General features: G+C 68.9%; 29 protein-coding genes, 2 tRNA genes and 3 pseudogenes. 16 read left to right on the top strand and 18 right to left on the bottom strand.

The annotated features are described in order from the left end of the window. Positions 1-19: 19 nt before the first annotated feature. Positions 20-607 carry a dihydrofolate reductase family protein gene (locus tag VT85_RS21990; RefSeq protein ID WP_068420052.1) on the top strand — a complete coding sequence of 196 codons (588 nt, stop codon included), beginning with the start codon at positions 20-22 and terminating at the stop codon, positions 605-607. Positions 608-618: 11 nt separating this feature from the next. After that, a complete protein-coding gene (locus tag VT85_RS21985; protein WP_156513016.1) occupies positions 619-798 on the top strand; it encodes an MmcQ/YjbR family DNA-binding protein in 180 nt (59 codons plus the stop codon). Between the two features lie 227 nt (positions 799-1,025). On the opposite strand, the pseudogene VT85_RS21980 reads toward VT85_RS21985, so the two are convergent. Then, positions 1,026-2,138 (bottom strand): annotated as a pseudogene (locus VT85_RS21980) (IS701 family transposase); the annotation flags it as partial. A 153-nt stretch (positions 2,139-2,291) separates the two neighbouring features. Here VT85_RS21980 and VT85_RS21975 point away from each other — a divergent pair. Both VT85_RS21975 and VT85_RS21970 read left to right on the top strand, forming a co-directional pair. Then, positions 2,292-2,849: a helix-turn-helix domain-containing protein gene (locus VT85_RS21975; protein ID WP_068411620.1), complete on the top strand. Its 558-nt coding sequence runs from the start codon at positions 2,292-2,294 to the stop codon at positions 2,847-2,849. Next, complete coding sequence (locus tag VT85_RS21970; RefSeq protein ID WP_082858376.1) at positions 2,846-3,622, top strand: transposase; 777 nt, start codon at positions 2,846-2,848, stop codon at positions 3,620-3,622. The genes VT85_RS21975 and VT85_RS21970 overlap by 4 nt, the downstream gene beginning before the upstream one ends. On the opposite strand, the pseudogene VT85_RS27000 reads toward VT85_RS21970, so the two are convergent. The 10 genes and pseudogenes from VT85_RS27000 to VT85_RS21915 all read right to left on the bottom strand — a co-directional run bounded on the left by VT85_RS27000 (position 3,619) and on the right by VT85_RS21915 (position 13,167). Then, positions 3,619-4,466, bottom strand: a pseudogene (locus tag VT85_RS27000) (IS5 family transposase). The gene VT85_RS21970 and the pseudogene VT85_RS27000 overlap by 4 nt on opposite strands. Positions 4,467-5,054: 588 nt before the next feature. After that, positions 5,055-6,161, bottom strand: a pseudogene (locus VT85_RS21955) (IS701 family transposase); the annotation flags it as partial. Positions 6,162-6,403: 242 nt separating this feature from the next. Then, positions 6,404-7,012, bottom strand: coding sequence for an NAD(P)/FAD-dependent oxidoreductase (locus VT85_RS21950; RefSeq protein WP_197490930.1), 609 nt, complete (start codon positions 7,010-7,012; stop codon positions 6,404-6,406). Further along, a complete protein-coding gene (locus tag VT85_RS21945) occupies positions 6,990-7,439 on the bottom strand; it encodes an FAD-dependent oxidoreductase (RefSeq protein ID WP_156513015.1) in 450 nt (149 codons plus the stop codon). The genes VT85_RS21950 and VT85_RS21945 overlap by 23 nt, the downstream gene beginning before the upstream one ends. A 61-nt stretch (positions 7,440-7,500) precedes the next feature. Beyond that, positions 7,501-8,196: a class I SAM-dependent methyltransferase gene (locus VT85_RS21940; protein WP_068420040.1), complete on the bottom strand. Its 696-nt coding sequence runs from the start codon at positions 8,194-8,196 to the stop codon at positions 7,501-7,503. Next, positions 8,186-8,653: an Rrf2 family transcriptional regulator gene (locus VT85_RS21935; protein ID WP_068420038.1), complete on the bottom strand. Its 468-nt coding sequence runs from the start codon at positions 8,651-8,653 to the stop codon at positions 8,186-8,188. The genes VT85_RS21940 and VT85_RS21935 overlap by 11 nt, the downstream gene beginning before the upstream one ends. A gap of 403 nt (positions 8,654-9,056) precedes the next feature. Beyond that, positions 9,057-9,590, bottom strand: a complete 534-nt coding sequence (locus VT85_RS21930) for a YkgB family protein (protein WP_068420037.1) — start codon at positions 9,588-9,590, stop codon at positions 9,057-9,059. A 188-nt stretch (positions 9,591-9,778) separates the two neighbouring features. Next, the gene (locus VT85_RS21925) at positions 9,779-11,158 is read right to left on the bottom strand and encodes a dihydrolipoyl dehydrogenase family protein (RefSeq protein ID WP_068422479.1); all 1,380 of its coding nucleotides are present in this window, start codon (positions 11,156-11,158) and stop codon (positions 9,779-9,781) included. Positions 11,159-11,194: 36 nt separating this feature from the next. Further along, positions 11,195-12,169, bottom strand: a complete 975-nt coding sequence (locus VT85_RS21920; protein WP_068420035.1) for a zinc-binding alcohol dehydrogenase family protein — start codon at positions 12,167-12,169, stop codon at positions 11,195-11,197. 152 nt (positions 12,170-12,321) lie between these two features. Next, positions 12,322-13,167 (bottom strand): alpha/beta fold hydrolase, encoded by an 846-nt coding sequence (locus tag VT85_RS21915; protein ID WP_068420033.1) that lies wholly within the window; start codon positions 13,165-13,167, stop codon positions 12,322-12,324. A 132-nt stretch (positions 13,168-13,299) separates the two neighbouring features. Between VT85_RS21915 and VT85_RS21910 the strand changes: the two genes are divergently transcribed. The 9 genes from VT85_RS21910 to VT85_RS21870 all read left to right on the top strand — a co-directional run bounded on the left by VT85_RS21910 (position 13,300) and on the right by VT85_RS21870 (position 17,647). Beyond that, positions 13,300-13,926, top strand: a complete 627-nt coding sequence (locus VT85_RS21910; RefSeq protein ID WP_068420032.1) for a CGNR zinc finger domain-containing protein — start codon at positions 13,300-13,302, stop codon at positions 13,924-13,926. A gap of 105 nt (positions 13,927-14,031) precedes the next feature. Continuing rightward, positions 14,032-14,235: a hypothetical protein gene (locus VT85_RS21905; protein WP_068420030.1), complete on the top strand. Its 204-nt coding sequence runs from the start codon at positions 14,032-14,034 to the stop codon at positions 14,233-14,235. Positions 14,236-14,316: 81 nt separating this feature from the next. Further along, a complete protein-coding gene (locus tag VT85_RS21900; RefSeq protein WP_197490929.1) occupies positions 14,317-14,595 on the top strand; it encodes a transposase in 279 nt (92 codons plus the stop codon). 48 nt (positions 14,596-14,643) lie between these two features. After that, the gene (locus VT85_RS21895; RefSeq protein WP_068420025.1) at positions 14,644-15,330 is read left to right on the top strand and encodes a hypothetical protein; all 687 of its coding nucleotides are present in this window, start codon (positions 14,644-14,646) and stop codon (positions 15,328-15,330) included. Next, positions 15,327-15,464, top strand: a complete 138-nt coding sequence (locus tag VT85_RS28720) for a helix-turn-helix domain-containing protein (protein ID WP_197490928.1) — start codon at positions 15,327-15,329, stop codon at positions 15,462-15,464. Before VT85_RS21895 ends, VT85_RS28720 begins: the two co-directional genes overlap by 4 nt. An 11-nt stretch (positions 15,465-15,475) precedes the next feature. Then, positions 15,476-15,748, top strand: a complete 273-nt coding sequence (locus VT85_RS21885) for a hypothetical protein (RefSeq protein WP_156513014.1) — start codon at positions 15,476-15,478, stop codon at positions 15,746-15,748. Positions 15,749-16,106: 358 nt separating this feature from the next. Continuing rightward, complete coding sequence (locus VT85_RS21880) at positions 16,107-17,447, top strand: hypothetical protein (protein WP_197490927.1); 1,341 nt, start codon at positions 16,107-16,109, stop codon at positions 17,445-17,447. A 7-nt stretch (positions 17,448-17,454) separates the two neighbouring features. After that, positions 17,455-17,526, top strand: a tRNA-Gly gene (locus VT85_RS21875). A gap of 49 nt (positions 17,527-17,575) precedes the next feature. Further along, positions 17,576-17,647: transfer RNA gene (locus VT85_RS21870), tRNA-Gln, on the top strand. Between the two features lie 671 nt (positions 17,648-18,318). Here the strand turns inward: VT85_RS21870 and VT85_RS21865 are convergent. Continuing rightward, entirely contained in the window at positions 18,319-18,987 is a 669-nt protein-coding gene (locus VT85_RS21865; protein ID WP_068420019.1) for a DsbA family oxidoreductase, read from the bottom strand. A 260-nt stretch (positions 18,988-19,247) separates the two neighbouring features. Here VT85_RS21865 and VT85_RS26995 point away from each other — a divergent pair. After that, positions 19,248-20,094, top strand: a protein-coding gene (locus tag VT85_RS26995) for an IS5 family transposase (protein ID WP_231871424.1) whose coding sequence is annotated in 2 segments (ribosomal slippage) — positions 19,248-19,586 and positions 19,588-20,094 — 846 coding nt in all. Because the reading frame shifts where the segments join, the coding sequence is not laid out codon by codon here. A 28-nt stretch (positions 20,095-20,122) separates the two neighbouring features. Here the strand turns inward: VT85_RS26995 and VT85_RS27905 are convergent. Next, positions 20,123-20,299: a hypothetical protein gene (locus tag VT85_RS27905; RefSeq protein ID WP_156513013.1), complete on the bottom strand. Its 177-nt coding sequence runs from the start codon at positions 20,297-20,299 to the stop codon at positions 20,123-20,125. Next, the gene (locus VT85_RS27900; protein WP_156513012.1) at positions 20,272-20,499 is read right to left on the bottom strand and encodes a hypothetical protein; all 228 of its coding nucleotides are present in this window, start codon (positions 20,497-20,499) and stop codon (positions 20,272-20,274) included. Before VT85_RS27900 ends, VT85_RS27905 begins: the two co-directional genes overlap by 28 nt. Before the next feature lie 93 nt (positions 20,500-20,592). Here VT85_RS27900 and VT85_RS21850 point away from each other — a divergent pair, with 93 nt between their 5' ends. Beyond that, on the top strand, positions 20,593-21,069 hold the full coding sequence (locus tag VT85_RS21850; RefSeq protein ID WP_068420016.1) for a DUF4385 domain-containing protein: 477 nt from the start codon (positions 20,593-20,595) through the stop codon (positions 21,067-21,069). 87 nt (positions 21,070-21,156) lie between these two features. After that, a complete protein-coding gene (locus VT85_RS21845) occupies positions 21,157-21,339 on the top strand; it encodes a hypothetical protein (protein WP_068420014.1) in 183 nt (60 codons plus the stop codon). Positions 21,340-21,479: 140 nt separating this feature from the next. Here VT85_RS21845 and VT85_RS21840 read toward each other — a convergent pair whose 3' ends face one another. From VT85_RS21840 to VT85_RS21825, 4 genes are all read right to left on the bottom strand, one after another. Next, complete coding sequence (locus VT85_RS21840) at positions 21,480-22,880, bottom strand: carboxypeptidase-like regulatory domain-containing protein (RefSeq protein WP_082858793.1); 1,401 nt, start codon at positions 22,878-22,880, stop codon at positions 21,480-21,482. A gap of 537 nt (positions 22,881-23,417) precedes the next feature. Beyond that, on the bottom strand, positions 23,418-23,831 hold the full coding sequence (locus VT85_RS21835) for a cupin domain-containing protein (RefSeq protein ID WP_068420010.1): 414 nt from the start codon (positions 23,829-23,831) through the stop codon (positions 23,418-23,420). Between the two features lie 62 nt (positions 23,832-23,893). Further along, complete coding sequence (locus VT85_RS21830; RefSeq protein WP_068420008.1) at positions 23,894-24,355, bottom strand: carboxymuconolactone decarboxylase family protein; 462 nt, start codon at positions 24,353-24,355, stop codon at positions 23,894-23,896. Positions 24,356-24,643: 288 nt separating this feature from the next. Next, on the bottom strand, positions 24,644-25,621 hold the full coding sequence (locus VT85_RS21825) for a nitrilase-related carbon-nitrogen hydrolase (protein WP_068420006.1): 978 nt from the start codon (positions 25,619-25,621) through the stop codon (positions 24,644-24,646). Positions 25,622-25,640 lie beyond the last annotated feature (19 nt).

The raw sequence follows: 25,640 nt of genomic DNA, 5'->3' as shown, positions 1-25,640 counted from the left end.
CGCCACACGGAGACTCGACATGAGGAAGGTCAGGATTTTCGCGCATGTCTCGCTGGACGGCGTGATCTCCCCGAGCAGCCAGGGCGAGGACAGCGACCACGCGCATGGCGGCTGGACGGCGCCCTATCGATCCCCGGCCGGGGCGGCCCTCGTCACCAAGTCGTATGGCACGGGCTTCGACCTCCTCCTCGGCCGCCGCACCTACGACCTCTGGTCCGGCTTCTGGCCGAAGGCACCGAGCAGCCCGATGTCGGACGGCCTGAACGCCGCGACGAAATACGTCGCCACCCACAGGCCGGAGAGCCTTGGCTGGGGCCCGGCCCGCGACCTCGGGGCCGACATCGTGGAAGGGATTCGCGGCCTCAAGGCGGGCGACGGCCCCGACCTGGTCGTCAGCGGGAGCACGACCTTAACTTCCATGCTGTTCGAGCACGGGCTGGTCGACGAGGTCATTCTCGCGGTGTACCCGGTGTTGCTGGGCCGGGGCAAACGCCTTTTCTCGGAGAGTGTCGACCCGCGCGGACTCGTCTTCGTCAGCACGCAGGCCACGCCCACGGGGGTTTTGTTGAACAGCTATCGGTACGTTGGGCCGCTACAATCGGGATGAGGACAACGCTCATGGACTCCAGCGACTCCCAGGAGCTTGCCCTCGGCTTTGGCGACGCCGAGGAGAGCGCGCACATGGGGGCTGCCGACTTCCGGGTCGGCGGCCGCATCTTCGCGACCCTCGCCCATGAGCATCTGGGGTTCGGGAATCTGATCCTCTCCGCCGAACTTCAGCAGGCCCTGATCGCCTGAGGCCCCGGGCGTGTTCCTCCCCGTCGCCGGCGGCTGGGGGAGGATGGGCCATCGCCGCGCCAACGCCTGGTGGGCGCGTCGCCACACCGACCAACCCAAGACCTCGTCGGTCTCCGGCAGGCGTCCCCATAACAGGCGGACCAGGAGCCGACGGGCCTCGGGCACCGTCAGGGCGATCAACTCCGGCTCCTGGGCCGACTTTTTTTCGGCGGCCCCTCGGCGAGCCTTCGGATCGCCGCCAGGACGGCATGGGCCAGGAGGGCCAGGGTGACGTGCCGATGCCAGCCGGTCGAGCTCCGGACCTCGTAGTCGGCCAGCCCGGCCTCCTGCTTGGCCGACTCGAAGCCGCCCTCGATCGACCAACGAGCCCCGGCGGTCTGGGCCAGCCGGGTCGACGTCGTCCGGCAGGGGCCCGCCGCGATGTAGTACGCCAGATCCTCGGGATCGCCCCGGCTCTTGCGGACCAGCGGCCACCGCCGCCATGCCGGGCCCAGGTCGCTGTTGGTCTCCAGCCACGCCCAGGCGTACCGCCTGGGCCCCTTGCTACCCGCCGCGATGGTGATCCCGTGCCAGGCCCGCTTCGGCAGCGCTTTGGCCAGGGTAGCAACCGTGGCCTGACCGGACCCCGCCCAGCCGTACTGGTTGGCCCGGACCGCCAGCGCGTAAGGCCGTCTCCGCTCCTCCAGCCACCGCCGCAACTCCCACACGCCGTAGACCTCATCGCCGGCGACCCACGCCGCCGGGACCCCGGCGGCGAACGCCCGCTCGAGCATCGCCTTGGCCAGCCGGATCTTCGTCGAGAAAGCAGTCCCCTCAGGGACGCCCGCCGCGACGCACCGCTCGGGGTCGCCGGTCCATCCCTCGGGCAGGTACAGCGTGCGGTCGAGGAACGCCACGCCATGCCGGCCGGCGTAGGCGAGGAAGACGCCGACCTAGGCGTTCTCGATCCGGCCCGCGGTACCGGTGTACTGCCGGGCGACGCCCGCCGACTTGGTCCCCTTCTTGAGGAAGCCGGTCTCGTCGAGGACCAGGACGGCGTCCGGGTCGCCGAGCGACTCGACGACGTAAGCCCTCAGGTCGTCGCGGACGGCGTCGGGGTCCCAGCCGGCCCGACCCATCAGGTATTGGACGCCGTAGGGGTCGGCGTCGCCGATCCGCTCGGAGACCTGCCAGGCGTTCTTCCGCTGGACCGGCCCGAGCAGCCCCCTGAGATAGGCCGCGACCCGACTGCGGGTCTCGCCGCGGGCGAACCGCCGGCCGACCCGCCCGGCCACGGCGTCGAGCTCCTCGCCCCATCGCTGGACTTCCTCCAACTCCACCGCCGTCCCGGTCGCCGCCATGCCAGGCCTCCTGATTCGAGGATCTCCTCGGGCCAGGATAGCCGCCTAAAAGCCGAGTTACCGCTGTAGTACTAGTGGGTCAAGTGCCATGCCCGTAGCCATAAGACCTGAGTGCGAGTACAATCGGTGGCTTCTCGCACCAGGGAGGCCGCCATGTCGCGCCAGAAGAAGGACCCGCTCCGCGAGCTGACCGACGCGGAGCGACGGGAGTTGGTCCAGTTCAGTCGGTCCTCGGCCGCCCCGGCCGCCGAGGTCGTCCGCGCCAAGATCCTGCTGGCCGTCGCCGCCGGCGACGACTACCAGGACGCGGCCCGCGCCGTCGGCCGCCGCTCCGGCGACGCCGTCTCGCACCTGGTCGCCCGCTTCAACGCCGAGGGCCTTGAGGCGTTGAAGCCCCGCCACGGCGGCGGGCGGAGCCCGACCTACGGCCCGCAGGAGCGGGCGCGGATCGCCGCCGAGGCGGCCCGGGCGCCGACCCCGGAGGGCGACGGCACCGCCACCTGGTCGCTCTCGACGTTGCAGCGGACGCTCCGCGCGGCCGCCGACGGCCTGCCGAAGGTCTCGACCTATACCATCCGCCGCGTCCTGCGCGAGTCCGGGGCCAGCTACCAGCGCACTCGGACCTGGTGCCCCACCGGCAAGGCGCTGCGCCGCCGCAAGGTCGGGCCGGTCCAGGTCGCCGACCCGGATTCTGATGCGAAAAAAATTTGATCGAGGCGGCCTACCTCACGGGTACGTCGTCGGGGCTGGAGGTCTGGTGCACCGACCAGGCCGGCCCCTACCAGACGGTCCCCTACCCGGGACGGTCGTGGCGCCCCGAAGGGGACCCGGCGCGCCAGCCGCACGAGTACCTCCGCGACGGCACGGCGAAGGCCCTGACGCTGTTCCGCCCGGCCGACGGCCACGCCCGCGTCAGCGGCGTGACGGCCTGCCCCAACGCCGTCCTGCACCCCTGGCTGAAGCGCGAACTGGCGGCCATCCTTGCCGCGATGCCCGACCCTCCGGCGACGCCGGACGACGGCTGGCGTGGGGCCTGGGAACGCTGGCAGGAGGGCCTCACGGTCGTGCCGACGCTCCCGGAGGCACCGCCGCCGTTGCGGATGCTCTTGGTGCTCGACAACCTGGCCGGCCACAAGACGCCCGAGCTGGTGTGCTGGCTGTTCGACCACGGGATCATGCCGCTGTACACGCCGGTGGGCGGCTCCTGGCTGAACATGGCCGAGAGCCTGCAGCGGATCCTCAAGCGCCGGGCGCTGGACGGGCAGTACCCGACCGACGCGGCCCAGATCATCGCGTGGTATGAAGCCGCGGCGCGGCACTGGGACGCGGCGCCGACGCCGTTCCAGTGGGGCGGCAAGCGGGCGGCCCGGCGGCGGCGGCAGCGTGAGCGCCGTCACCACCTCGGCGGCTCGGGGGCCTGCTCGCGTGTCCCGGTCCCGCGGCGTGCCGACTTATGGCCACAGGCAATCCAAGTGACCCACTAGGTTCTGTCTGACGGCTCGATGAGCCGGAAGCAACGGCGGATCATGGCGAGCTTGACCATGGCCAGGAAGTTGACCGCGAGCTTCTCGAACCGGGTCGCCAGGCGGCGGTTCTCCTTCAGCCAGAGGATGCACCGCTCGACGATGTTTCGTCGGCGGTAGGCCCCGGCGTCGAACTTCGGGTTCCTCCGCTGGTCCTTGCGGGTCGGGATCACCGCCTTGATCCCCCGCCGTCGCAGGTAGCGGCGGATGCGCCGATAGCTATACCCCTTGTCGCCGGCCAGGCGGCGGGGCCGCCGTCGCGGCCGGCCCCGGCCCGGCCGCTTGATCCGCACCGCCTCCAGGGCCGGCTCCAGGGACTTCGATTCGTGGGCCCGGCCCGCCGTGACGACGGCCGAGAGCGGGACGCCGCCGGAGTCGACGACCAGGTGGAGCTTCGTCCCGAAGCCGCCGCGGGAGCGGCCGAGGGCGTGGTCGGCCGGCTCGGCCGTCCCCCTTTTCCCCCCCGGCCCCGGCGGCCGCGCGGCTCGCCCGGATGGAGGTCCCGTCGACGCACCAGAGGTCGAAGTCGATCCGCCCCGAGGCGTCCAGCTCCAGGTGGAGCCGCTCCAGGATTCGGTCGATGGTCCCGTCTCGGGCCCAGCGGTTGAAGCGGTCGTAGACGCTCTTCCACTTCCCGTAACGCTCCGGGAGCTCCCGCCACTGGGCCCCCGTGTGGAGGATCCAGAGGACGCCGTCGAGGGTCGTCCGGTGGTCGTTCCAGCGACCCCCCGGCCTCCCGACCGGCGGCAGAAGGTCGGCGATCAGGGGTGAATTCCTCATCCTTCAACTCGTAGCGACGCGTCATCGCGGCCTCCTTGGGGAAGCCGCCATGGTAACGCTCTACGAGCCGTCAGACAGAACCTAGTACTAAACGGCGATCCGCATACCTTTTGGCTTTTCACCAAAGGTAGCCAGTGCGTGAAGGGCGAGGGCCGTACTGACAAGGAAGCATTGGTGGAAGTGTGTCGCGCCCTACCGCCCACCCGCGACGATGGCGGGCTGGTGGAGGCGTTGGAGAAAATCGCGGCTTCGACCGCTCCATGCCCGGACGATGAGGACTCGATTCCAGCCTATACCAAGGTTATCGACGACTACACGAGACGCGTGGCCCTCGCCCTCGCCCGCCACAAAGCCCAGCGAGGGTGGCGGAGGCGGTATGAGGATTAGTATTACAGTTGCGCTTTGCCTTACGGCGAATGGCCGCGGCTCCGGTAGTGGCATCGCATGGCCTCGGCCTGGTGGCGGCGTCGCCACTGCGACCAGTCCAGCCAATGGTCCGCGTCGCGGGCGACCGGCCAGACCGGACGCGTGAGCAGGCGACGGACTTCGGGGACCGTCAGCGGGATCAGCTCGGCGAAACGCCTCTTCGTCCTCTTTTTGGGGGCGGCGGGCCCGCCTCGGCCCGCAGGGCCTCCAGGAAGGCGTGCGCCAGCAGCGACAAGGTCACGTGGCGATGCCAGCCGGCCCAGCTCCGCACCTCGTAGCCGTCCAGGCCGACTTCCTGCTTCGCCTGCTCGAAGGCCGATTCGATGGCCCAGCGACAGCCCGCCACGCGGGCCAGCCCCTCCACGGTCGTCCCCTTCCGACCCCGGCAGAGGTAGTACGCCCGCTCGTGGGGCTCGGCGATCGAGCGGCGGACCAGCAGGCCCTTGGTCCACGCCCCGTCGGACTGGAAGGCGAACTCGACGAAGGCCCAGTCGTAGAGCCTCTGCCCCTTCGAGCCGGCCCCGCAGCTGAGGCGGAGCCAATCGTCCGCCGGCAGCCCGGCGGCCAGGGCGTCGGCCCGGCCGTAGAAGCCGCCGAGGAACAGCCGTTGGGCCGAGGAGACGGCGACGACGTAGCCGAGCCCCGCCTGCTCGACCAGGCTGCGGAACTTGTAGTCGGAGCCGTAGACCTCGTCGGCCGTGACCCAGGCGGCCGGCACGCCGGCCTTCAGGGCGCGACGCAGCATGGCCCGGGCCTGCTCGGGCTTGGTCGCGAAGGCGACCCCCTCCGGGACGCCGGCCTCGCGGCGGCGGGCCGCGTCGCCGGCCCACGACTTCGGCAGGTACAACGCCCGATCCAGGAAGGCGGCCCCGCGGCCCGTGCGGTAGGCGAGGAAGACGCCGACCTGGCAGTTCTCGATCCGCCCGGCCGTGCCGGAATACTGCCGCTGCACGCCGACCGACTTGGTCCCCTTCTTGAGGAAGCCGGTCTCGTCGACGATCAGGACGCCGTCGGCCTCGCCGAGGCGTTCGACGACGTAGCCGCGGAGGTCGTCGCGGACGGCGTCGGCGTCCCAGCGGGCGCGGCCCAGGAGGCGCTGGACGCCGTGCGGCGTGGCGTCTCCGAGGGCCTCGGCCAGCTGCCACGAGTTCTTGCGATCGACCCGGCCCAGGAGGCCCCGCATGTATGATTCGGCCCGCCGCCGGAGGTCCTTGCGGCCGAACCGCGGGGCGAGCCGTTCGGTCACCTCCTCGAATCGTTCCGGCCAGGCGGCCGCGACGTCGGCGGTCGGCATTCGGAGCCTCCTTGATGGAAGCCCCAGACTACCTCAGAATGAAGCGCGACTGTAGTATTAGCCTGCAATCGTCCGTCGCACCCATGGTTCTGACCAGCGCCGGCACCCTTCCGCCTTTCTCCTTCAGCGGCCCCGTGTACCTGCCGCCGAGCAAGAAAAAGACTGGAGCTCTGAAGCAGCGGCGGGCGTCGAAGAGGCGGAAGAATCGGAGGCGGTCGTGACCGCCGCCCTTCAGACGTTGCTCAGCTCTGCTCGACGTCTTCCTTCACCAGGGCGTGCTGAACGGCACCCCCCACCATGCTGCCGTCCGACACGGCCCCGGTCACGTTCATCATGCCGGTGGACGACGCGTCGCCGATGACGTACACCCCGGGGACCGAGGTCGCGCCGAACGCGTCCGTCTCGACGATGCCGGCCTGCCGGCCCTCCGTCAGCACCTTGCACCCTAGCTTCTTCGGCAGTTCGGAGCGCTGGATCGGCTCCGGATGGACGAACACCGCTCGAACTGCGAGCGGCTGACCGCCATCGAACATTACGGTGTCCAATCGCCCGTTCTTTCCGTCCAGCCCGGCGATCTTCTCCTCCCGCACGGCGACCTGATGGTCCTTGAGCCACTTCACCTGGTCGGCGGTCGGCCGCGGCCCGCCGTTGGTGAGGTAGGTGAGGGACTTGGCCCAGCCCGAGAACAGCGTCGCCCGTTCGACCGCGGACTCGGCCGGGGCGACGTATGCCCACGGCTCGTCCCGCACCTCCCAGCCGTGGCAGAACGGACAGTGGAGCACTCCAGTGCCCCACCAGTCCCGGACACCCGGGATGTTGGGCAACCTGTCAGTGATGCCGGCGGCGAGCACAAGCTTCCGCGCGACGACGGCCTTGTCTTGACCCAGCCGCACCCGGAACCCGGCCCCCAGCCTCGTCGACCCGGCCGTCGTGCCACTCGACGGCGTATGGCTTGAGCTGCTCCCGGCCGATCTTGAGCAACTCGGCCGGGGCGATCCCGTCCCGCGTGAAGAAGCCGTGCACGGCGGGTGAGGTGTGGTTTCGTGGGCTCCCCGCGTCGCAGACCAGTACCTTGCGGCAGGACCGGCCCATGACGAGCGCGGCGCTCAGGCCCGCCGGCCCGCCTCCGACGATCACCACGTCGTAGTCGAACTTCTGTTGAGGGGCCTTCTGTTCCTCGGCGAGGGCGTTGCTCCCGGCGGCCAGCAGCCCGGCCGTCGTCCCGCTAGCCAGGAGGGCGATCGCCTCCCGGCTGCTCAGGTCCTTGGTCTCTTTCATGGCGTTCTCCTTGCCCAATAGGTCCCGTCGGTTCGTGCTCCGTCATCGGAATCGGCGGGGATCAGGCGTACGCCACCCACCCTCGGAAGGTGAACCCGGCGTAAAACAGGCCGACATCCTTGAACCCCGCCTCGCGGAGGACGGCCTCGTCATCCTCCGGCGTGAGCATGGTCAGGTGGGCTTCGACCGTCGTCCGGGCGGTTTGCGCGTCTTTGATCGCCGCGCCGGACGATGCGGCGAAGGCGACGTAGCGCGACAGCCACTCCGACCGCGCGTCCCCGGCTGCGGGGACGCTGACATGGACCGACACGAACGGCGCACCGGGCCTGAGCCGGCGGCGGATCTCGGCCGCCGTGCGCCGCCGCTCATCGCGGGACAGGAAGTGCATCGTGAGCAGGCAGGTCGCCGCGTCGAACGGCCCGTCCGGCGCAGCATCGACGGTGCCCGTGTGCAACCGGACCCGCGAGGCGAGCGAGCCGAGGGTCTGCTCGGCAAGCTTGAGCATCTCAGCCGAGGGGTCGACCCCCTCGAACGTCCAGCCGGGATGGGCGGACGCGAATGTCCGGAGTTCCAGCCCGCCGCCGGCCCCGACGACCAGGACCCGGCCGTCCTCGGGCACCCGCTCGGCGAGCAGGAGTGTCGCCATGCGGTGCATGTCGGCGAACCCCGGCACGAAACGCGGCGGGCCGTCCGCGTAGCGGGCGACGTGCTCCGGGTTCGCGAACGCGGCCTGCGGGGTGAATGGCTCAGGAGTCATGGGCTTGCTCCGTACTCTCCGGTGACTGGCCGCGGGCGATCATTCGGGCGTGGAAGTCGGCGCTGAGCATCGCCAGCGTGACCCGCCCGAAATGGCTGAGCAGCATTTCCTCGGCCTCCCGGAATGCCTCTCCGAGCGCGGCGTTCACGGCCTGCTCGACGAGGCAGCCGGGGGCTTCCGTGCGGTTGCCGATGGCGAGCGTCGCGGGGCTGCCGAGCGCGACGTGGATGTCCCGCAGGGTGACCGCAGAGAGGTCGCACGCCAGCGTCCACCCGCCGCCGTGCCCCTTCTCCGATCGCACGTAGCCCTTCTGGCGGAGGCCGGCGAGGATCCGCCGGACCACGACGGGGTTGGTGTCCATCATCCTTGCCAGGTGGTCCGAGGTGACCGGGTCCGGCCGCTCGGCGATGTGGAGCAGGATGTGGAGCACCCCGGAAAGTCGGCTGTCGCGTCTCATGAAACATTTCTAGTTGCATGACCTGGGCGAGTCAAGTCCCCGGCTCAGAAGCCGTGGACGAGAGATGTCGCGAGCGGGAAGCCAGACAGGGGGAGCCGCATCCCCGGCACAGGAGAACAGGGTGGTGCTCGTGAGGGGTGAGTGTGACGCTCAAGCCCCGACGCCCCCGAGCCGATAAGAGCTGTGTGCTCTGACAGTGCTCCGCGCCAAAAACTCATGCTCCTCGGCGGTTCGCCCGCCCAGGATTGCACACCGCCGCGAGCGGCAGTCGGGGCACCCACAACCGAGGCCGGGTAGGCATCTCCTACCCGGCTTTCGGTGTTTCTGGGGTTCAGCAATCCCGCTTGCCCGTCGCCGGGTCGGCCTCGCAGTCCTCCCCGCCGCCTGCCTCAGCCCGCAAAACCTAAGAGGCGACTTCGACCGCCCGGCGATCACCGGCGTGCATCGCGCCCGTGTCGCGAGAATCGATGACTCTCGCGACGTCCTGCTTCAGCAGGTAGACGGACGCGGCAAGGAGGACGACGTCCTTCATCAGAAAGGCCACGTCGCCCTTCATTGCCGGAAAGCCCGCGGCCGCGTCCCAGCCGTCCGGCATGAACGGGATGATGGTCACCGTCGTGACGAAGGTGCCGACGGACAGGAAGGCCCCAATGACGCCCGCCCTGGGGCTCCAGTAGCCCCAGACCAGCAGCGCCGCCGTCAGCCATTCCGACACGCCCAGGAACCAGGTCGCCCCATGCAGGCCGAACACCGGGTACATCCAGGACGTCAGCGGGCCGTTCCGGATGAAGGGGATCAGGGCCTGGGCCTCGTACTCGAACCATTTCTGGTACCCGAAGAGCACGAAGATCAGGATCATCGAGGCCCGAACGAGGTGTTGGTTCAGGTGGTCCCTGAGGAGCCCGGACTTGGCGAGGACTTTGATCAGCAGGTTCAAGATCTATTCCTTTGGCGGCGACACGGCCGAAGCGGCCGCTTCCAGTGGAAAACGAAACTACGAACGCGAGCGGTCACGCCCGCATCCGGGGTGAGAAGACGCCGCCCTCGTCGTAAACCGTGACCTGACTTCCGGATGGAGCCCCGCTGATCATGCGATCGGAGGCCCCGGCCAAGCGAAGCCCGAGATCAGCCGTTCGGTACCGATCCAAACAGCCCGGCGAGCCCTTCGGCCATCGTCGGGTGGGTCAGGACGGCGTCCCGCAACGCCGTGTACGGCAGGCCCGCCAGGATCGCCACCTGGACGACGGCCATGACCTCACCAGCCTCGGGCCCGAACGCGGTGAATCCTAGGATGCGCTCGCCGTCCGCCTCGACCAGGGCCTTGAAGAATCCCTGCGTCTCGGAGAGGGTCCGTGCCCGCAGCACGCCCTGCATTGGGAGTTTGGCCAGGCGGTAGCTCACGCCACTTTCCTTGGCCTCCCGCTCGCTCAGGCCCACCCGGGCCAACTCCGGGTCGGTGAACAGGCAGTAGGGGACCTGCCGCCCGGTCGTCACGCGGTCACCGCCGGTGAGGTTGGCCAGCAGCACGCGGAAGTCGTCCTCGCCGATATGCGTGAAGTAAGGGCTCCCGGCGCAATCGCCCGCCGCCCACACGCCCTCCGCCGTGGTCCGCAGCCGCTCGTCGACCTTGATGTGGCCCCGTGCGTCCACTTCCACCCCGACCGACTCCAGCCCGATGCCGTCGGTGTTCGGGGTGCGCCCGCCGGCGACGAGCAGGTGCGTTCCCTCGATCGCACCTCCCGCCGTATGCAGGCGGACGGAATCGCCGGACGTCCCCTCGACGCGCTCGACCGCCGTGCCGGTCCGTATCTCGATGCCTTCGTCGCGCAGGAGCCGCTCGACGGCCTTGGTCACGTCCTCGTCTTCGCGGTGGATCAGGGCACCGTTGCGCTCGACGATCGTCACGCGGCTGCCGAAGCGGCGGAAGGCCTGCGCCAGCTCCAGCCCCACGTAGCCGCCGCCCAGTACGAGCAGGTGCTCAGGCAGCCGGTCCAGCTCCAGGGCCTCGACATGCGTGAGGGGGCCGGACTCCGCGAGGCCGGGGGTGTCGTCGAGCCGGGCCCTCGAACCGGTGTTGATGACCACCGTCTTGCCGCGGAGCGTCCGCGAGCCCCCTTCGTTGAGCGCGACCTCGATGGTCCTGGGCGCGACGAAGCGCCCGCTACCCATGACGAGTTCGGCTCCGCTCTCCCGGTACTTCGCCAGGTGCATCTCGACCAGCCCGTCGACCATCTTCCGCTTGCGGTCGCGGACGGCCGCCATGTCGACCTGCCACTCGCCGCGCGAGATGCCGAACTCGGCGCTCCTGCGGACGAGGTCGGCGACCCTGGCGTCGTGGATGATGTTCTTGCTGGGCAGGCAGGCGATGTTCGGGCAGGCACCGCCCACGTAGCGCCGCTCGACGACCGCCACCCGTTGCCCTCGCGAGGCGAGCGCCCAGGCGACCAGCTTGCCGGGGGCCCCGCTGCCCAGGACGACCACGTCGTAATCTTCGGGATGCGCCATGACCTTCTCCTCGGATTCGATGACCACTGTGGCCGGTCAATCGTGGACGACCACCATTTTGCCGCCGGCCTCGTTCGCTTCCATGACCCGATGCGCCTCGCGGATCTCCTCGAAGCGGAAGACGCGCGACGGCTTGGCCTCCAGGCGGCCCGCCGCCACGTCCTCGGCGATCTGCCCGAGCGGGACGTCGGAGAGCGGGAAGCCCGGTGTCCCGAAGACGAAGCTGCCGAAGAAGGTCAGGTAGACGCCGCTGGCCATCTGCAGGAGCGGGTTGAAGTCGGCGATCGGCGCGAGGCCGCCCAGCCAGCCGGCGAGGCAGGCCCGGCCCCCGCGGCGGAGCATTCTGAGCGAGTCGAGGATGGTGCTGTTGCCGACGAGGTCGAGCACCGCGTCGAGCTCTTTGGCCTCGGAGATCCGCGTCGAGAGGTCCGGCAGTTCCTGCTCAGCCCGCACGATCCCCAGCTTCTCCAACATGGGGAACCGTTCCCGGCTGCGGCTGGTGGCGATCACCTTCGCCCCGGCGTTCACGGCCAGCTTCACGGCCGCCTGGCCGAAAGAGGAGGTCGCGCCCCGGATGACGAGCGTCTGGCCCGGCTGGATGTCGAGGTTGCGGAACAGGCAGGTCCAGGCCGTGGCATAGGTCTCCGGCAGCGCGGCCAGGTCGGCCCAGGGGAGGTCCGCCTCGATCAGGGCGACGTTCGAGACCGGCACGCGGGTGAACTCGGCGTAGCTGCCGTTGATGGTCCGCCCCAGGCCACCCATCAGCGCGGCGACCTTGGCACCGATCGGGAACTCGCCGCCGGGACAGGACTTCACGACCCCTACGCACTCGATGCCGCTGACATCGGCGATCTCGGCCCACTCCCCCTTGCGCGTGTGCAGCTCGGCGTGGTTGAGGCCGAACGCCTTGACCTGGATCACCGCGTGGCCCTCTTTGGGCTCCGGCTCCGGGATCTCGCGGATGACGAGGACATCCGGGCCACCGAACTCCGTCCTGAGAATCGCACGCATGGGACGCCCCTCTCGCAGTAGTGAGTTGGCATTTTCAGCGAGGCTACCGAACACTGACAGCGGGCATCCCGGCTTCGCCGCGAATCCATCTCGTTTTCAACAGTTCGTCTCATTGGCTTGCCAGTGGACGCCGCCGGACCGCGACTTCCGGCTCATCCGGCCAGGAATTCCCGAATCGCCACGGCGATCGGACCCGCATGCGTCTCCAGCGCGAAGTGCCCGGTTTCGAAGAGGCGGATGTCGGCGTCCGGGATATCGCGCTTGTAAGCCTCGGCACCGGCGGGCAGGAAGAACGGGTCGTTCCGGCCCCAGACCGCCAGGAACGGCGGCCGGTGCGTGCGGAAGTAATCCTGGAAGGCGGGATACAGGGCCACGTTGCTCGCATAGTCGCGGAACAGGTCGAGCTGGATCTCGTCGGCCCCGGGTCGCGCCAGGTAGAAGTCGTCGAGCGAGTAGCCGTCCGGCGAGACGGCGGTCGCGTCGGGAACGCCGTGGGTGTACTGCCAGAGCGTCGCCTCAGGTCTCAGGAAAGACCGGAGAGCGTCCCGGTTGGCCGTCGACGGCTCGCGCCAGTAGGAACGGATGGGGTCCCAGCCGTCGCTCAGCCCATCCTCATAGGCGTTGCCGTTCTGGGAGATGATCGCGGTGATCCGCTCCGGGTGCCGCATCGCGACGCGATAGCCCGTCGGGGCCCCGTAGTCGAAGACGTAGACCGCGAACCGGTCGAGGCTCATGACCTCGGTGAAGCGTTCCACGACTCGGGCGAGGTTGTCGAAGGTGTAGGCGAACGCGTCTCGGGCCGGCATCGCCGTGCGGCCGAAGCCCGGGAGGTCGGGCGCGATGACGTGGAAACGATCTGCCAGGAGCGGCATCAGGTCGCGGAACATGTGGCTGGAGCTGGGGAAGCCGTGGAGCAGCAGCAGATTCGGGGCCCCGGGTTCCCCGGCCTCCCGGTAGAAGACGTCGAGTCCGTCCACGTCGATCGTGCGATAACGCATCGGTCCGCCTTGCCGTGTGGTACCCTGGACGAGAGGCTATGCTAACCGCATCGCCGGCATACGTGAGGTTACGCCGGCCGTCATAACCGGTCAAGTGGGTTCAGTCTGGTTACAAGTCGGATGGGGATCCCGATGAGCACGCAGAAGCCCCCGGCGTTCTTTATTTCCGGCTGGCCGGGGCTCGATTTCCTCAACACCCTGGCCACGTCGGTGGACGTCCAGGTCGACTGGATCGACTCCGGCGACGGACTGCTCGCCTGGCTGGAGGAGGCGGGGCTCGCGACGGCGGAGGAGCTTAAGGCGTTGCGGGACCGAGCGATCCCGGGCGAGTTCGACGCCGTCGCCGCCCAGGCCCGGGGCCTGCGGGAGTGGTTCCGGGGATTCGTCCGGGAGCGGAGCGGCAGGAAGCTCGGCCCCGACGACGTGCGCGAGCTCGAGCCGCTGAACCGCCTCCTCGACCGGGACGAGCGGTTCTACCAGGTCGTGATCGGGCCAGAAGGCGTGAAGCCAGCCCTGGAGCTCAAGGCGCGCCGACGCCTGCGGACTCCTGAGGCCCTGCTGCTGCCGATCGCCGAGGAGATCGCCCGATTCGTGTGCAGCGAGGACTTCGAGTACGCCAAGGCGTGCGAGGGCTCGACCTGCACGCTTCTATTCGTGGACCGCACGCGAGGCCGCGCCCGTCGATGGTGCAGCATGGCCATCTGCGGGAATCGGGCGAAGCAGGCGGCACACCGCGATCGCCGGAAGGCGGGGGAGTGATTCGGCGACTGTCGAACCGCCCTGAAACGCCTGTTAGGATAAGAGTTTGCGTCGATCTTCCGTGCAGCGGGACCGGAGATATTCCAGGCCCCGGCGGACGCACCCATGATCGACGAAACGCTCGAATTGGCCGCCGGCGACCTCGACGAGGCGCGGGGCAAGATCACCGCGACCCGCGAAGCGTTAGAGCGGGCCCTTGAGGCCGCCGATAGCGACGAAGTCCGGGCGGCGATTGCCCGGCTGGAGAGGATCGAGGCCGAGCTCGCGGCCGTGGAGCGGAAGGTGGCGGGGCAGGCGGTGAAGGTCTGAGCCCCAATGACCTGCTCCCCCTAGGTTGATCCATCTGGTATGAGAGTCGTTCTGGCCCATGAGGACGGAAAGACTCATCAGATGAAACGAATCCGACACACGCCCGAGCAGATCGTCCGCAAGCCGAGGGAGGCCGACTCCGAGTCGGCCAAGGGGACCGGCGTCGCCGAGATCCGCAAGGCCCTGGGCGTCTCCGAGAACACGTATCACCGCTGGCGGAACCAGTTCGGCGGGATCAAGGTCGACGAGGTGAAGCGGCTCAAGGAGTTGGAGGAGGAGAACGCCAGGCTCAAGGCCCTGGTCGCCGAACCGGCCCTGGACAAGGCGATCCTCAAGGAGGCCGCCCGGGGAAACTCGTGAGCCCGGCCCGGAGGCGTGAGGCCGTCGCCAAGGTGATGAGCCAAGCGGATGCTGTCGGTCATCACCAAGCGGGTGTACTCGGCCGAGCAACTGGCGACTATTAACAAGCACGCCACCCCCACCGAGAGGCTGCTGCTGTACCTGGGGCTGAACTGCGCCATGGGGGCGGCGGAGGGGGGACGTCTGGCCAGGGGAGACATCCTGCTGGGCCACCGCCACGAATACGCCGAGCGGTTGCACTTCTCCTCGACGGTCGAGGACAGCTTCGTTCGCCTCCTGCGCTCCAAGACCGAGGTCTTCGGGGAGTGGCTGATCTGGCCCGAGACGGCGAGGATGCTCCGGTGGAGACTGGAGCGGTCCAGGAATATCGGCTCGGAACTGCTTCTCGTTTCCGAGGAGGGCATGCCCTGGTACAGGGAGCATGAGACCAACGCCCAGTACCACTTTGCGAACGTCTGGACCCGCCTGCTCAAGCGGGTGCGGAAGTCCGACCCCGAGTTCCCGATCCTCCCCTTCGGGATGCTGCGGGACACGCTGCCGGACCTGTTGAGGCATCGTGAGAGCGACGACCTGGCCTCGCTCTGCCTGGCCCACGGACAGCCGTTTCAGGGCGACAACCTGCTCGAATGCTACGGGAATCGACCGTTCGGACGGTTGCACGATGCCTGCGGAGGATGCACGCCTACTTCGCCCCGGTCTTCGCCGCCTCCCCCGACGACCCCACCGAGGAGGTGAAGCAGTACTTGTCGGCGGCTGTCCGGGAGAAGGTGCGGGCGCTCATCGCCGAGGGGAAGAAGGCCTCGACCATCGCCAAGGAGTGCGGCGTGTCCCCCATGACCGTCTATCGTGAGATGGGCCGGTACGATTAGTGATGGACCTCATGGGCGACGACGAACTGGAGCGATCGGCGGTCGTCGCCAACTGCCGGATGAACCGGGAGCGGGGCCTCCTCGGCTCCAACGGCTATGATCGGGAACTCGGCTTCAACCCGCTCGACGTGCTGAAGAAAACGTCGAGCGAGGGCCGCCCGGCCGCCTGGCTCGACCTCTGCTGCGGCTCGGGCAAGGCCCTGATCGAGGCCTCCCGAATGGCCCACGACGAGGCCCCACCGCTGCGGCGTCGGATGGCCGGAAGGAGGAGCGGGTCGGTGTAGGTCGCTCGCAATACGGGCTCGGTGGCCCGGCGACGGTCCTGCCGGCGATGGGGGCGGGCGGGCCGGGCGTCGTGGCGATTCGTTTGGCGCGGCCGACGCCCCGCCGATCCGTCGGGCTCCTGCGGCGTCGTGGCTGCGTCCCGCCGCGCACCCGCACGGCCTTCTCCGAGGCGATCCGGGCCGTCGTCGGCCGGGGAGGACGACACGCCGACCCGTGATCCTCTACGTCGCACGGACCCGTTCCATCAAGTGTCGGCGTGGGACGAACCTGTGCCGGAGTGCGAACCGGGCGGGCGTCTACGATGTCCGTCATGCCACACGCGCCCGAAGTGGGCCGACCGTGCGGGGAGGGCTGGATGTGGACGCCAGGGACCGACTGAGGGAGCTGTACGAGTCGCTCGACCGCCGTCGGCGTCCCGAGGACGTGGCCGAGCTGATCGTCGGCGAACTCGACGACCTCGCCCCCAGGGAGCTTCGCACGCTCCAGAAGGTCGCCGGGGGCTCGTTGAAGCGGGGATGGTGGGGCTTCGGCTTTTCTTCGATGGCGGAGGACTTCCGCCGCCCGGTCGGCATGGACCGGCAGCTCGACGTGGCCGAGTCGCTCTTCCATGTCGGCGATCGGCCCTCGGGGACGGACCTGGAAGGCGTCAAGGATTACCTCGTCCAGGCCGGGGCGACGATCGGCAAGGCGTTCGGGCGGGGCGACTTCAAGTACGACCGCCTCGACCGCCCGACCCGCAAGTCGGCCGGGTTGGAGATCCCGAAGCGGCAGTACAACAAGCGATTCCGCCTCGCCGCCCGGATGGAGCGCAAGCGGGATCGTCTGGCGAGGGAGGTCGAGAAGCGGGAGTTCACCCTGATCGGCAAGAGCCGGCTGGCGTCCACGCTCACCTGGGAGGAGTTCTCGAAGGACCGCAACGCCGCCTGCTTCGTCGCCTACCTCACGGCCCGCTGCAACCTCCGCAGCGAGTTCACCATCGCCGGCCAGCAGCGCCCGTTCGACCAGGTCTGCGACCTGCTCTTCCGCCGCTGCCGGGCCTCGGCCTCGACGAACTGGTGGGCGATCGCCCACGCGTTCCCGGACAAGGAGGTGCTCGACCGCCTCGACGACGCCCGCAAGGGCGAGCTGCTGGGCCGGTGGTACGGCATCCTCGACCGGATCGCATCCTTGCTCAGGGAGACTTGGGATCGCAGCAACATCAACCGTCGGACGATGATCGTGAAGAAGGGGAACGACTCCTCGACCTGGAACGCCACGGCGGGGGCCTGGAACAAGGCGAGGGACTCGTGGATCGCCCTGCTGCACGCCCTCGACATGGACGAGGTGCTGGAGGGGCTCTGCCCCGGCAAGGTGCTGCGACTGATGGCCGCCGACGTGGCGGCCTGGCACCGCATGACCGGGGGAGGTCTCGACCCTGACACCCAGGTCTGGAACGAGCTGCCGCTCCCCTGGGAGGTGCTCTCCGGGGCCCTCGACTGCCCGAGGACGCTCGTGGAGGACGCCTGTCGCCGGCACGGCGTCGACCCGGTGAAGAGCGGCTGGTCGGCCCCCCGGACCGGCCGCAAGGTCCACGCCTTCCGCCCGACGCCGGAGCTGGTCCACGGCGTGACCGTCGGGCACCCGGGGCTCGCCCTGGCGCTCCGCAGGATGGGCGTCTTCTCGGGGAAGGGGGTCGAGATCCCACTGGCCGATCTATAGTCTCCTGTCCGGGGTAGCTCAGACGTAGAGCGGTCGGCTCCCACCCGACCGGACGCAGGTTCGAGCCCTGCCCCCGGACATCCCGCCGAACGCAGGTCGTCGGCGGGATGTTCGTTCGATGAAACGATTCTGGGGTAGCTCAGAGGTAGAGCGGTCGGCTCTGGACCGACTGGACGCAGGTTCGAGCCCTGCCCCCAGATCTCTTTCCGGGATGGCGGACGAGGTTTCGTTGAGGCGGCGGTCCTCGTCCCAGAGGTCGCCGCCCAGGTAGCCCTCCATGTGGGCGGCGAGGAAGGTCTCGGGCCTCTGACCGCTGGCCCGGCCGGCCTCCAGGGCCCCGGGCGTAGCGACGATCCGGCCGGGGTGGAACATGGCCGCCCTGGTCGTGTGCATCAGGTCTCGTCTCCGCATGAGGTTGGACTCCGCCGACGCTCTTCCCGATGGTGTCGTCCCGAGCCGGGCGGCGACCGGCTCGGGCGAGCGTGGAGTCGAGGCGGATCAGACGCCGCAGGCGAGGCAGAGCCAGAGCTGCTCGCCCGTCTCGGGGTGCTCGGCCCAGAGGTCCACGGAGGGATCGGGATCTCCGCCGCCGTCGCAGGGCGGTCGGCGATGGATCGATGGCGTGCCGGGCGGTCTGGTTCGACGGGCGTCTCGAACGTCGTGTCGCCGAGGTCGTGATGGAAATTCAGGGTGATCCGACTCGCTCGCTGGTCGTGGGATTGGTGGTTTCGACGTGAGGGCCGGCGGTGTTAGCAACAGGCTCTAGGGCTGGATGCGTGGCTCGTTTTGACGGATTACTCGGGACGTGGCCTTGTCGCCGAGGATTGATTGGTCCGCGATCCCGCATCAACCCCTCGTATATGGAGCGATATCAACACCCTCGCCCACCCGTCTCCGAGTCGATCTCGCACGACTCGCCAGCCACGACCCCCTCGCCTGCCTGCTCAAACGCCTGCAGGAACAGCTCCGGCGGCTGGGCGCCGGACAGGGCGACCTTCCCGTTCACGACGAAGAACGGCACGCCGGACACGCCAAGGTGGCGGGCCTGCTCCTCACCAGCCCGGACGACGTCCAGCCCCTTGTCACCCGCGAGCAGCTCCTCCACCTGGGTGAGACCAGCCCCAGCCGCGATCTCCGCGAGCGTTTCCCGGTCGGCCAGGTCGCGGCCTTCGGTGAAGTAGGCGAGGAACAGGGCTTCGGCCACCGCGTCCTGGACGCCCCGCTCGCCGGCGAGCCAGATGACCCTATGAGCGTCGAGCGTGTTCGGGGTACGCGACTGGCGGTCGAAGTTGAACGCGATGCCCTCGCCCCGCCCGGCGGCGGCCACCTGGGCGTCGAGTCCCTGCGACCGCTCCCAGCTACCGAACTTCCTGATTCGGTACTCGCGACGCTCGATGCCCTCTCGGGGCATGTCAGGGTTGAGCTGGAAGGGGTGCCAGCGGACCGTGGCGGCCCGGCCATTCAGGGCCTTCTCCAGCCGTCGCTTGCCGATGAAGCACCACGGGCAGATCACATCCGAAATCACGTCGATCGTGAGCATCACCCCTCCTTCAGCTACTACACGAGCGCCTCGTCCACGGCCGCCGGGCTCGTCGGGTTCTGGCCCGTGATGAGGTTCCCATCCTCGACGTGGGAGCTGATCGCCATCCAGGCCCTGCCGTACTTGGCGCCACGTTTCTGGAGTTCCTCTTCGAGATTGTACGGCGCCGCATCCTCGCGACTGACCTCGCCCTCCTCGTTCTAGGTTCTGTCTGACGGCTCGCAAGGCGTTACGATAGCGGCTTCCCCGAGGAGGCCGCGATGACGCGACGCTACGAGCTGAAGGACGAGGAGTTCGCCCTGATCGCCGACCTGCTCCCTCCGGTCGGGAGGCCGGGCGGGCGGTGGAACGACCACCGCACGACGCTCGACGGCGTCCTCTGGATCCTCCATACGGGCGCCCAGTGGCGGGAGCTGCCGGAGCGATACGGAAAGTGGAAGAGCGTCTACGACCGATTCAACCGCTGGGCCCGCGACGGCACGATCGACCGCATCCTGGAGCGGCTGCATCTCGAGCTGGACGCCTCGGGGCGGATCGACTTCGACCTCTGGTGCATCGACGGGACGTCCATCCGGGCCGGCCGCGCGGCCGCCGGGGCCGGGGGGGAAAAGGGGGACGGCCGAGCCGGCCGACCACGCCCTCGGCCGCTCGCGCGGCGGCTTCGGGACGAAGCTGCACCTGGTCGTCGACTCCGGCGGCGTCCCGCTGTCGGCCGTCGTCACCGCGGGCCGGGCCCACGAGTCGAGGTCCCTGGAGCCGGCGCTCGAGGCGGTGCGGATCAAGCGGCCCGGCCGGGGCCGGCCGCGACGCCGGCCCCGCCGCCTGGCCGGCGACAAGGGGTATAGCTACAGACGCATCCGCCGCTACCTGCGACGGCGAGGGATCAAGGCGGTGATCCCGACCCGCAAGGACCAGCGGCGAAGCCCGACGTTCGACGCCGAGGCCTACCGCCGCCGCAACATCGTCGAGAGGTGCATCCTCTGGATGAAGGAGAACCGGCGGCTGGCGACGCGGTTCGAGAAGCTGGCGGTCAACTTCCTGGCCATGGTCAAGCTGGCCATGATCCGCCGTTGCTTTCGGCTCATCGAGCCGTCAGACAGAACCTAGGAGAAACCCGTCACGTCCTTCGCGGAGATCAGGTGGTCGCCTCCGGAGAGTTGACCTCGACCAGCCGGGCGGGGCCGTGGCAGACGGCGGAGACGATCTTGCCCGCCGCCCAGAAGGCGGCCGTGCGCTTCGCCAGGTCGGGGCTCTGGAAGTCGAGGGAGACGCCGTGGCCGCCGGTCATGTAGATGGCGTCGTAGGCCGGCACATCGACGGTTCGCGACCTTTATCCTCGTACTCGCCCACGTTGGTCACGATGATCAGGATGCGGTTCGTCCTGGGAATGGCCCGCTCCTCTCCTCCCGCTCGACCATCCACGACCCACGCGAACTCGGCCACAGCCGCTTCCGCCGGTTCCTGCCCGCCGGGCGGCGGCTTCTCCGGCTCGTAGGCGTCGTAGCGGTACATGATTCCTTCCCCGTCGCGGTCAGAGACATCCAGAGGTGGAATCCACGCAGACACCGAGCCGGAGTCGGCCCGGAACTTGCCCTCTTTAGCGGCATGGACAAGCCCAGCTACCTCAACTTCGACAAGTCGAAATACGCCTGGAAGCCCGACGTGGACTACCGGGCGAACCCCGAGCTCTACCGCGTCGGCAAGGGCGAACAAGGCGTCCTGATCTGCGAGCCGTACAAGGGTGAGCTGGTGCCGCTCTGGCGCTTCAAGACGCCCGAGATTGCCAGGGAGAGCAGCCAGGCGATCTACAAGAAGTTCCTCGCCTACCTGCGGCAGAAGGACTTCGTCGGGGCGGACATGGCCCGGAAGTTCCTCCAGATGGGCTTCACACGCGCCCGGCGGTACACGAACTATAAGGGGGGCCGGAAGTACGACCCCAAGGATAAGCACCAGTTAGAGAAAGGCACGGGCGACCCGGTGAAGGCGGAGTCGGCGCAGATCTTCTTCGATGCATGGAAGAAGGCCGAGGCCAAGCCCGCCTATGCCCGGATGAAGGCCGAGTGGAAGGAGCGGTACGGATGAGCGAGCCCGCTTCACGCTGGACGCCCGCCATCGGTGAGACGAGACGAATTCCCTGCGCCGGTTCGCCCTCTCCCTCGGAGCGCCGCCATGCGGGTCAAATCCCCCCGGTTTCGCATCGCCCTTATCGCCGTCCTCTCACTGGCGACCGGCTCCGCCGTCCTGACCTGGAGGCCCAGGATCCACGTCCACCTGGCCGAGACGGCTTGCAACGACGCCGTGGCTGACGGCAAGGTCACCTCTTCGACGTGGACCATCCGACTGGCGCCGTGAAGAAGGACGCGGCCGAAAAGTCCGTCGTCATCGGCGTCTACCGCGTCAGCCCGGAGAAGATGGTCGCGGCCGAACGTCGCCGCCTACAGGAAGATCTTCATGCGGCAGTCCGGCGAGAAGCCTTGAGGCGGCGAGCAACCTCACCTCGCCTTCAGCGTGATCTCCGCTGCCGGGCCGGCCTTCACGTCGATCGTGACGGGCTCGGTCTCCTCGCTCTCCGAGCCCGGATTCGGCCGCCCAGTCAGGACGTAGCGGCCCGGCGGCAGGATCGCGAAATACATCTGGTCCTTGGCGTCGATGTTCCCCGAGCCGCCGTACGAGCCGACCACGTCGCCGCCCTCCGGCGAGAGCTTGACCACGTAGTCACCGGCCCGCTTCTTCCCGGCGAAATCCACCGTGACCCGGATGCCTCCGGCCCTCTTCATGCGGATCTCGACGTTCGCCTCCGGCGACTTGACGGGATGGCCAAGGCCGAGTCCGTAATAACCCGGCTTATGAACCCAGATCGTCGCCGTGCCCGCCGGAATCGGCTCGGCCTGGAAACGGCCGTCGGCGTCCGTCTTGAACTCGTACGCCGAAGGTGAGGCGTATCTGCCGCCGGACGCGGCCTGGACGTTTCCGAACCGCACATCGACGTCGGCAAGCGGCTTCGCGTCCTCGTCGATCACCCGTCCCGAGACCGGGGCCGACCGGACCAGGCCGGAATCGAAGGACTGCCAGCGCGGCTGGCCGTCGAGCCGGGCATATCCGGCGACTCGGGGCACGAAGCCTTCCGTCTCGACGACCACGCGGACCCAGCCGGCCGAGGCCTTCTTCAGCACCCAGCGGCCCTGGGCGTCCGCCCTGGCTTCGGCGATGGCCGAGTAGAGGTGCCCGCCTTTCTGCTGCGTCTCGACGCGCTGGAGACGCATGGTGGCGGCCAGGGGCCGCCCGGTCGTCAGGTCGGTGACCTTGCCTTCCAGCACCGCCCCGTCGGCGGGCGTGAAGCCGTGCGCCACCAGTCGCTGGTCGACGACCTCGATCCCCGTCGGGACGGTCACTGCCGCCCAGTCGATGCCGGCGGTGTAGACGTCGATCTGCGAGGGCGGCGAGGTTTCCCCGACGCCGGTCGGGTTCAGGTCGGGCGGCAGATTGCGGAGCTGCTCCCAGTTGGCCGGCACCCAGACCGTGAACGCCCAGTCGATCTTCGCCGCCGCGAGCTTCTCCGGCTCCTGATTCGGGGCGAGCCAGAAGCTGTGGCCGGTGCCGTCGCGGACGACGATCCGCCGGTTCTTGACATCGAGCTTGGAGAAGTCGGCCAGCACGGCGTTCAGGGCATCGACGTCGCCCCGGCACTCGGAATGCCATTGGCCGCCGCCGAACGGCGGGCCCTCCCACCAGGCGACGCGGCCCGGGTGGTTGAAGATCGCCGCCCCGCCGGCAGGCCAGCCCGGGTCGCGGAGCGGGGTGTTGCCCGTGCCGCCGGTGATCAACGCGGAGGCCTCCCGTGGAGCTGAGACGGCGAGAACCGTGAGCAGCAGGCCGGTTGCGATTCTGTTCATGGTAACCCCCGGAGAGAGGTTGCGGAGGAATGCGTTACCCAGATAGACGGGCCGGAGCCGAACATCTTAGCCCGATAATCGCCTTCAAGGCGGCGACGTTGCCCGACTCGACCCGGGTTCCTCCCTCGACAAGTCCTCCAGGACCGCGTGCATCTGGAGCAGGCGCCGCAGCGTGATCCGGCTGCGAGCGTCGCCCTGCCAGGCCGGGAGCCGTCTGGAGGCCGGCTCGTCGATCGACGCGATCTCGCCCTCTGCCACGGCGATGCCGCTTCACGGCCGGCAAGTCATGCCCGGCCGGCGGATCTGCGTGCCGGGACTTCGAGTTCCGGTTCGTCGCAGCGTTCGCTCGCCTGACCGACGAGGATTGGAATCGGGTGACCCGGATCGAGCCTGGGCCGAAGGCGGTCACGCTCGATCCGAGACAGGAGAAAGGATTCGGCTCTTCCCTCAAGCGTCGGGGGCCCCGAGCCGCCTGTGGGCTGCTCTGCTCCTCCGGCCTTGGAATCGCCGCGCCGTCCTCTGGGAGCGTCGATCGATTCAAGGGTGCGCGTCGTTCGGCCGCTCCGGGATGACCAGCTCCTCCGCGTCCCTGGGGTGCAGCATGACCACCAGGAGGCGGGTCACGGTCTCGCCCGGGTTGCGGGAGACGCGGTGCAGGCACATCGCCGGCTCGTAGAACGTGTCGCCCGCCTTCAGCCTCTTCACCGGCTGGTCCTTGATGCCCCACTCGTACTCGCCTTCCAGGATGTAGGCGAACACGGGGCCGGGGTGCCGGTGAGGTGCGCTCTCCTTGCTCGGCTCGATCGTCACTTCGTATGTCGTCGCCCGGATGTCCTTCCCGTCCAGCTTCTCGGCGATGTCTCGCGCCGAGAACACCTTCATGTCGCTGTGGTCGCGAGCCGACGAGGCCCCGAGTATCGCAACGACCGCCAATGCCAGGACCGTCCGCATGGTCGCCTCCTTCGAAAAGTGGATTCCTCAACCCCAGCCCCATCCGCGAGGACGACGGGTGCTCAAGCACCCGCGTTCTTCGGTTGATACGCCCCGGGCACGCTTCGGAAGCTGATCGCGACGCGGTTCCAGGCGTTGATGGCGGCCACGGCCCACGTCAGGTCTGTAAGCTCCTTCTCGGAGAACCGCCCCCTCGCCTCGGCGAACAAGGCGTCGCTGACGCCTTCGCCGATCCGCGTGACGGCCTCGGTCCAGGCCAGGGCCGCACGCTCCCGGTCCGAGAAGAAGGGCGTCTCCCGCCAGGCGTTCAGCGCGTAGATCCGCTGCTCCGTCTCGCCCGCCGCCCGAGCGTCCTTCGTGTGCATGTCGATGCAGTAGGCGCAGCCGTTGATCTGCGACGCCCGGATCTTGACCAGTTCGAGGAGCGGGTGCTCCAGCCCACACTTCGCGAGGTAGACGTCGAGCGAGTAGAACGCCCGCATGGCGTCGGGGGCGAGTTTGGCGTAGTCGAGGCGCGTTTCCATAGGATCCTCCAATAGAGAAGAGAATTTGAGACTCCTCACTCAACTCCACCACCTCAAGGGGGGCGGGAGACGGCGATCGGGGGGCCACGGGTTCTTTGAACCCGTAGATCGGCCGGGGATTCGGACCACGGCTCGGGACCGGTCCGACGCCGATCCACGGGTTCGCGGAACCCGTGGCGCCCGAAGGGATTCCGCTGGAACTCGGTGGAGTTGAGTGAGGAGTCTCGAGAGGTTTCGATGCTTTTCACCGCGACGGCGGAGAGGTCGAGGGCCGGCTCACGCTCGTTCTCAGGGCGCGGCCTCTTCGAGGTTGCCCGCAACGACGGCCGCGGGACGTGCACCACGCTCGTGCACGTGGGCGGTCGGCGTGCGGTCGATCAGCAGGCTGAGCAACTCCGGGCGGCTGTAGTGGCCGCGAGAATCCATCAGCCGCTTTCGCTTGTCGATCGAATCGAAATGGAGGTCGGCGATCACCACGCCCTCGCCGGAACGCAGGGGCTCGCCCATCACTTCGCCCTCCGGATCGACGATCGCGGTGAAGCAGCCGCCCGAGATCGGCCCGATCGGGCAGCCGGTGTCCTGCATGATCCGGGCCTGCTGGTCGGCGTCGAGCCAGGCGGTGGCGTTGACCACGAAGCAGCCGGACTCCAGGGCGTGCTGGCGGATGTTGACCTCCATCTGCCGGGCGAACAGGTCGCCCGCGAACGAGCCGGGGTACATCGCCGAGTGGATCTGCTCGCCGTCGGCCATCAGGGCGTAGCGGGCCAGCGGATTGTGGTGCTCCCAGCACGCCAGCTGCCCGATGCGCCCGACCGCGCTGTCGACGGCCCGCAAGCCCGAGCCGTCGCCCTGGCCCCAGACCATGCGCTCGTGGTAGGTCGGCGCGATCTTGCGGCGATGCTGGATCAGGGCGCCGTCGGCGTCGAACAGGAGCTGCACGTTGTAGAGCGTCCCCCCGTCGCGCTCGTTGACGCCCAGCGAGACGACCACCCCCGCCTGCCGGCAGGCGTCGCCGATGGCCAGGGTGACGTCCGACGGGACGGTAACGGCCTGGTCGAGCAGGCGTTGATGCTCCGCGGCCAGGCGGTAAGCCGGCTGCACGAAGGAGAAATAGGGGTAATACGGGACCACCGTCTCCGGGAAGGTGGCGAACCGCACGCCCTGCCGGCCGAGTTCGAGGACCTGCCGGATGACCTTGTCCACGGTCCCCTCGCGGCTGTAGAGCACCGGGCTCATCTGGACGGCGGCGGCCCTGACGACGGTCATCGCAAGTCTCCTGTCCATC

The organism is Planctomyces sp. SH-PL62 (assembly GCF_001610895.1).
Taxonomy (GTDB): Bacteria; Planctomycetota; Planctomycetia; order Isosphaerales; family Isosphaeraceae; genus Paludisphaera.
The sequence above is the reverse complement of the archived record's forward strand: the minus strand, read 5'-3'. Positions and strand labels throughout refer to the sequence as shown.

Bases quoted from the DNA above. Each gene is read 5' to 3' on its own strand.
- VT85_RS21990 (WP_068420052.1), top strand. From the start codon at position 20: ATGAGGAAGGTCAGGATTTTCGCGCATGTCTCGCTGGACGGCGTGATC.
- VT85_RS21985 (WP_156513016.1), top strand. From the start codon at position 619: ATGGACTCCAGCGACTCCCAGGAGCTTGCCCTCGGCTTTGGCGACGCC.
- VT85_RS21975 (WP_068411620.1), top strand. From the start codon at position 2,292: ATGTCGCGCCAGAAGAAGGACCCGCTCCGCGAGCTGACCGACGCGGAG.
- VT85_RS21945 (WP_156513015.1), bottom strand. From the start codon at position 7,439: ATGAAAGAGACCAAGGACCTGAGCAGCCGGGAGGCGATCGCCCTCCTG.
- VT85_RS21940 (WP_068420040.1), bottom strand. From the start codon at position 8,196: ATGACTCCTGAGCCATTCACCCCGCAGGCCGCGTTCGCGAACCCGGAG.
- VT85_RS21935 (WP_068420038.1), bottom strand. From the start codon at position 8,653: ATGAGACGCGACAGCCGACTTTCCGGGGTGCTCCACATCCTGCTCCAC.
- VT85_RS21925 (WP_068422479.1), bottom strand. From the start codon at position 11,158: ATGGCGCATCCCGAAGATTACGACGTGGTCGTCCTGGGCAGCGGGGCC.
- VT85_RS21920 (WP_068420035.1), bottom strand. From the start codon at position 12,169: ATGCGTGCGATTCTCAGGACGGAGTTCGGTGGCCCGGATGTCCTCGTC.
- VT85_RS21915 (WP_068420033.1), bottom strand. From the start codon at position 13,167: ATGCGTTATCGCACGATCGACGTGGACGGACTCGACGTCTTCTACCGG.
- VT85_RS21910 (WP_068420032.1), top strand. From the start codon at position 13,300: ATGAGCACGCAGAAGCCCCCGGCGTTCTTTATTTCCGGCTGGCCGGGG.
- VT85_RS21905 (WP_068420030.1), top strand. From the start codon at position 14,032: ATGATCGACGAAACGCTCGAATTGGCCGCCGGCGACCTCGACGAGGCG.
- VT85_RS21900 (WP_197490929.1), top strand. From the start codon at position 14,317: ATGAAACGAATCCGACACACGCCCGAGCAGATCGTCCGCAAGCCGAGG.
- VT85_RS21895 (WP_068420025.1), top strand. From the start codon at position 14,644: ATGCTGTCGGTCATCACCAAGCGGGTGTACTCGGCCGAGCAACTGGCG.
- VT85_RS21885 (WP_156513014.1), top strand. From the start codon at position 15,476: ATGGGCGACGACGAACTGGAGCGATCGGCGGTCGTCGCCAACTGCCGG.
- VT85_RS21865 (WP_068420019.1), bottom strand. From the start codon at position 18,987: ATGCTCACGATCGACGTGATTTCGGATGTGATCTGCCCGTGGTGCTTC.
- VT85_RS27900 (WP_156513012.1), bottom strand. From the start codon at position 20,499: ATGTACCGCTACGACGCCTACGAGCCGGAGAAGCCGCCGCCCGGCGGG.
- VT85_RS21850 (WP_068420016.1), top strand. From the start codon at position 20,593: ATGGACAAGCCCAGCTACCTCAACTTCGACAAGTCGAAATACGCCTGG.
- VT85_RS21845 (WP_068420014.1), top strand. From the start codon at position 21,157: ATGCGGGTCAAATCCCCCCGGTTTCGCATCGCCCTTATCGCCGTCCTC.
- VT85_RS21840 (WP_082858793.1), bottom strand. From the start codon at position 22,880: ATGAACAGAATCGCAACCGGCCTGCTGCTCACGGTTCTCGCCGTCTCA.
- VT85_RS21835 (WP_068420010.1), bottom strand. From the start codon at position 23,831: ATGCGGACGGTCCTGGCATTGGCGGTCGTTGCGATACTCGGGGCCTCG.
- VT85_RS21830 (WP_068420008.1), bottom strand. From the start codon at position 24,355: ATGGAAACGCGCCTCGACTACGCCAAACTCGCCCCCGACGCCATGCGG.
- VT85_RS21825 (WP_068420006.1), bottom strand. From the start codon at position 25,621: ATGACCGTCGTCAGGGCCGCCGCCGTCCAGATGAGCCCGGTGCTCTAC.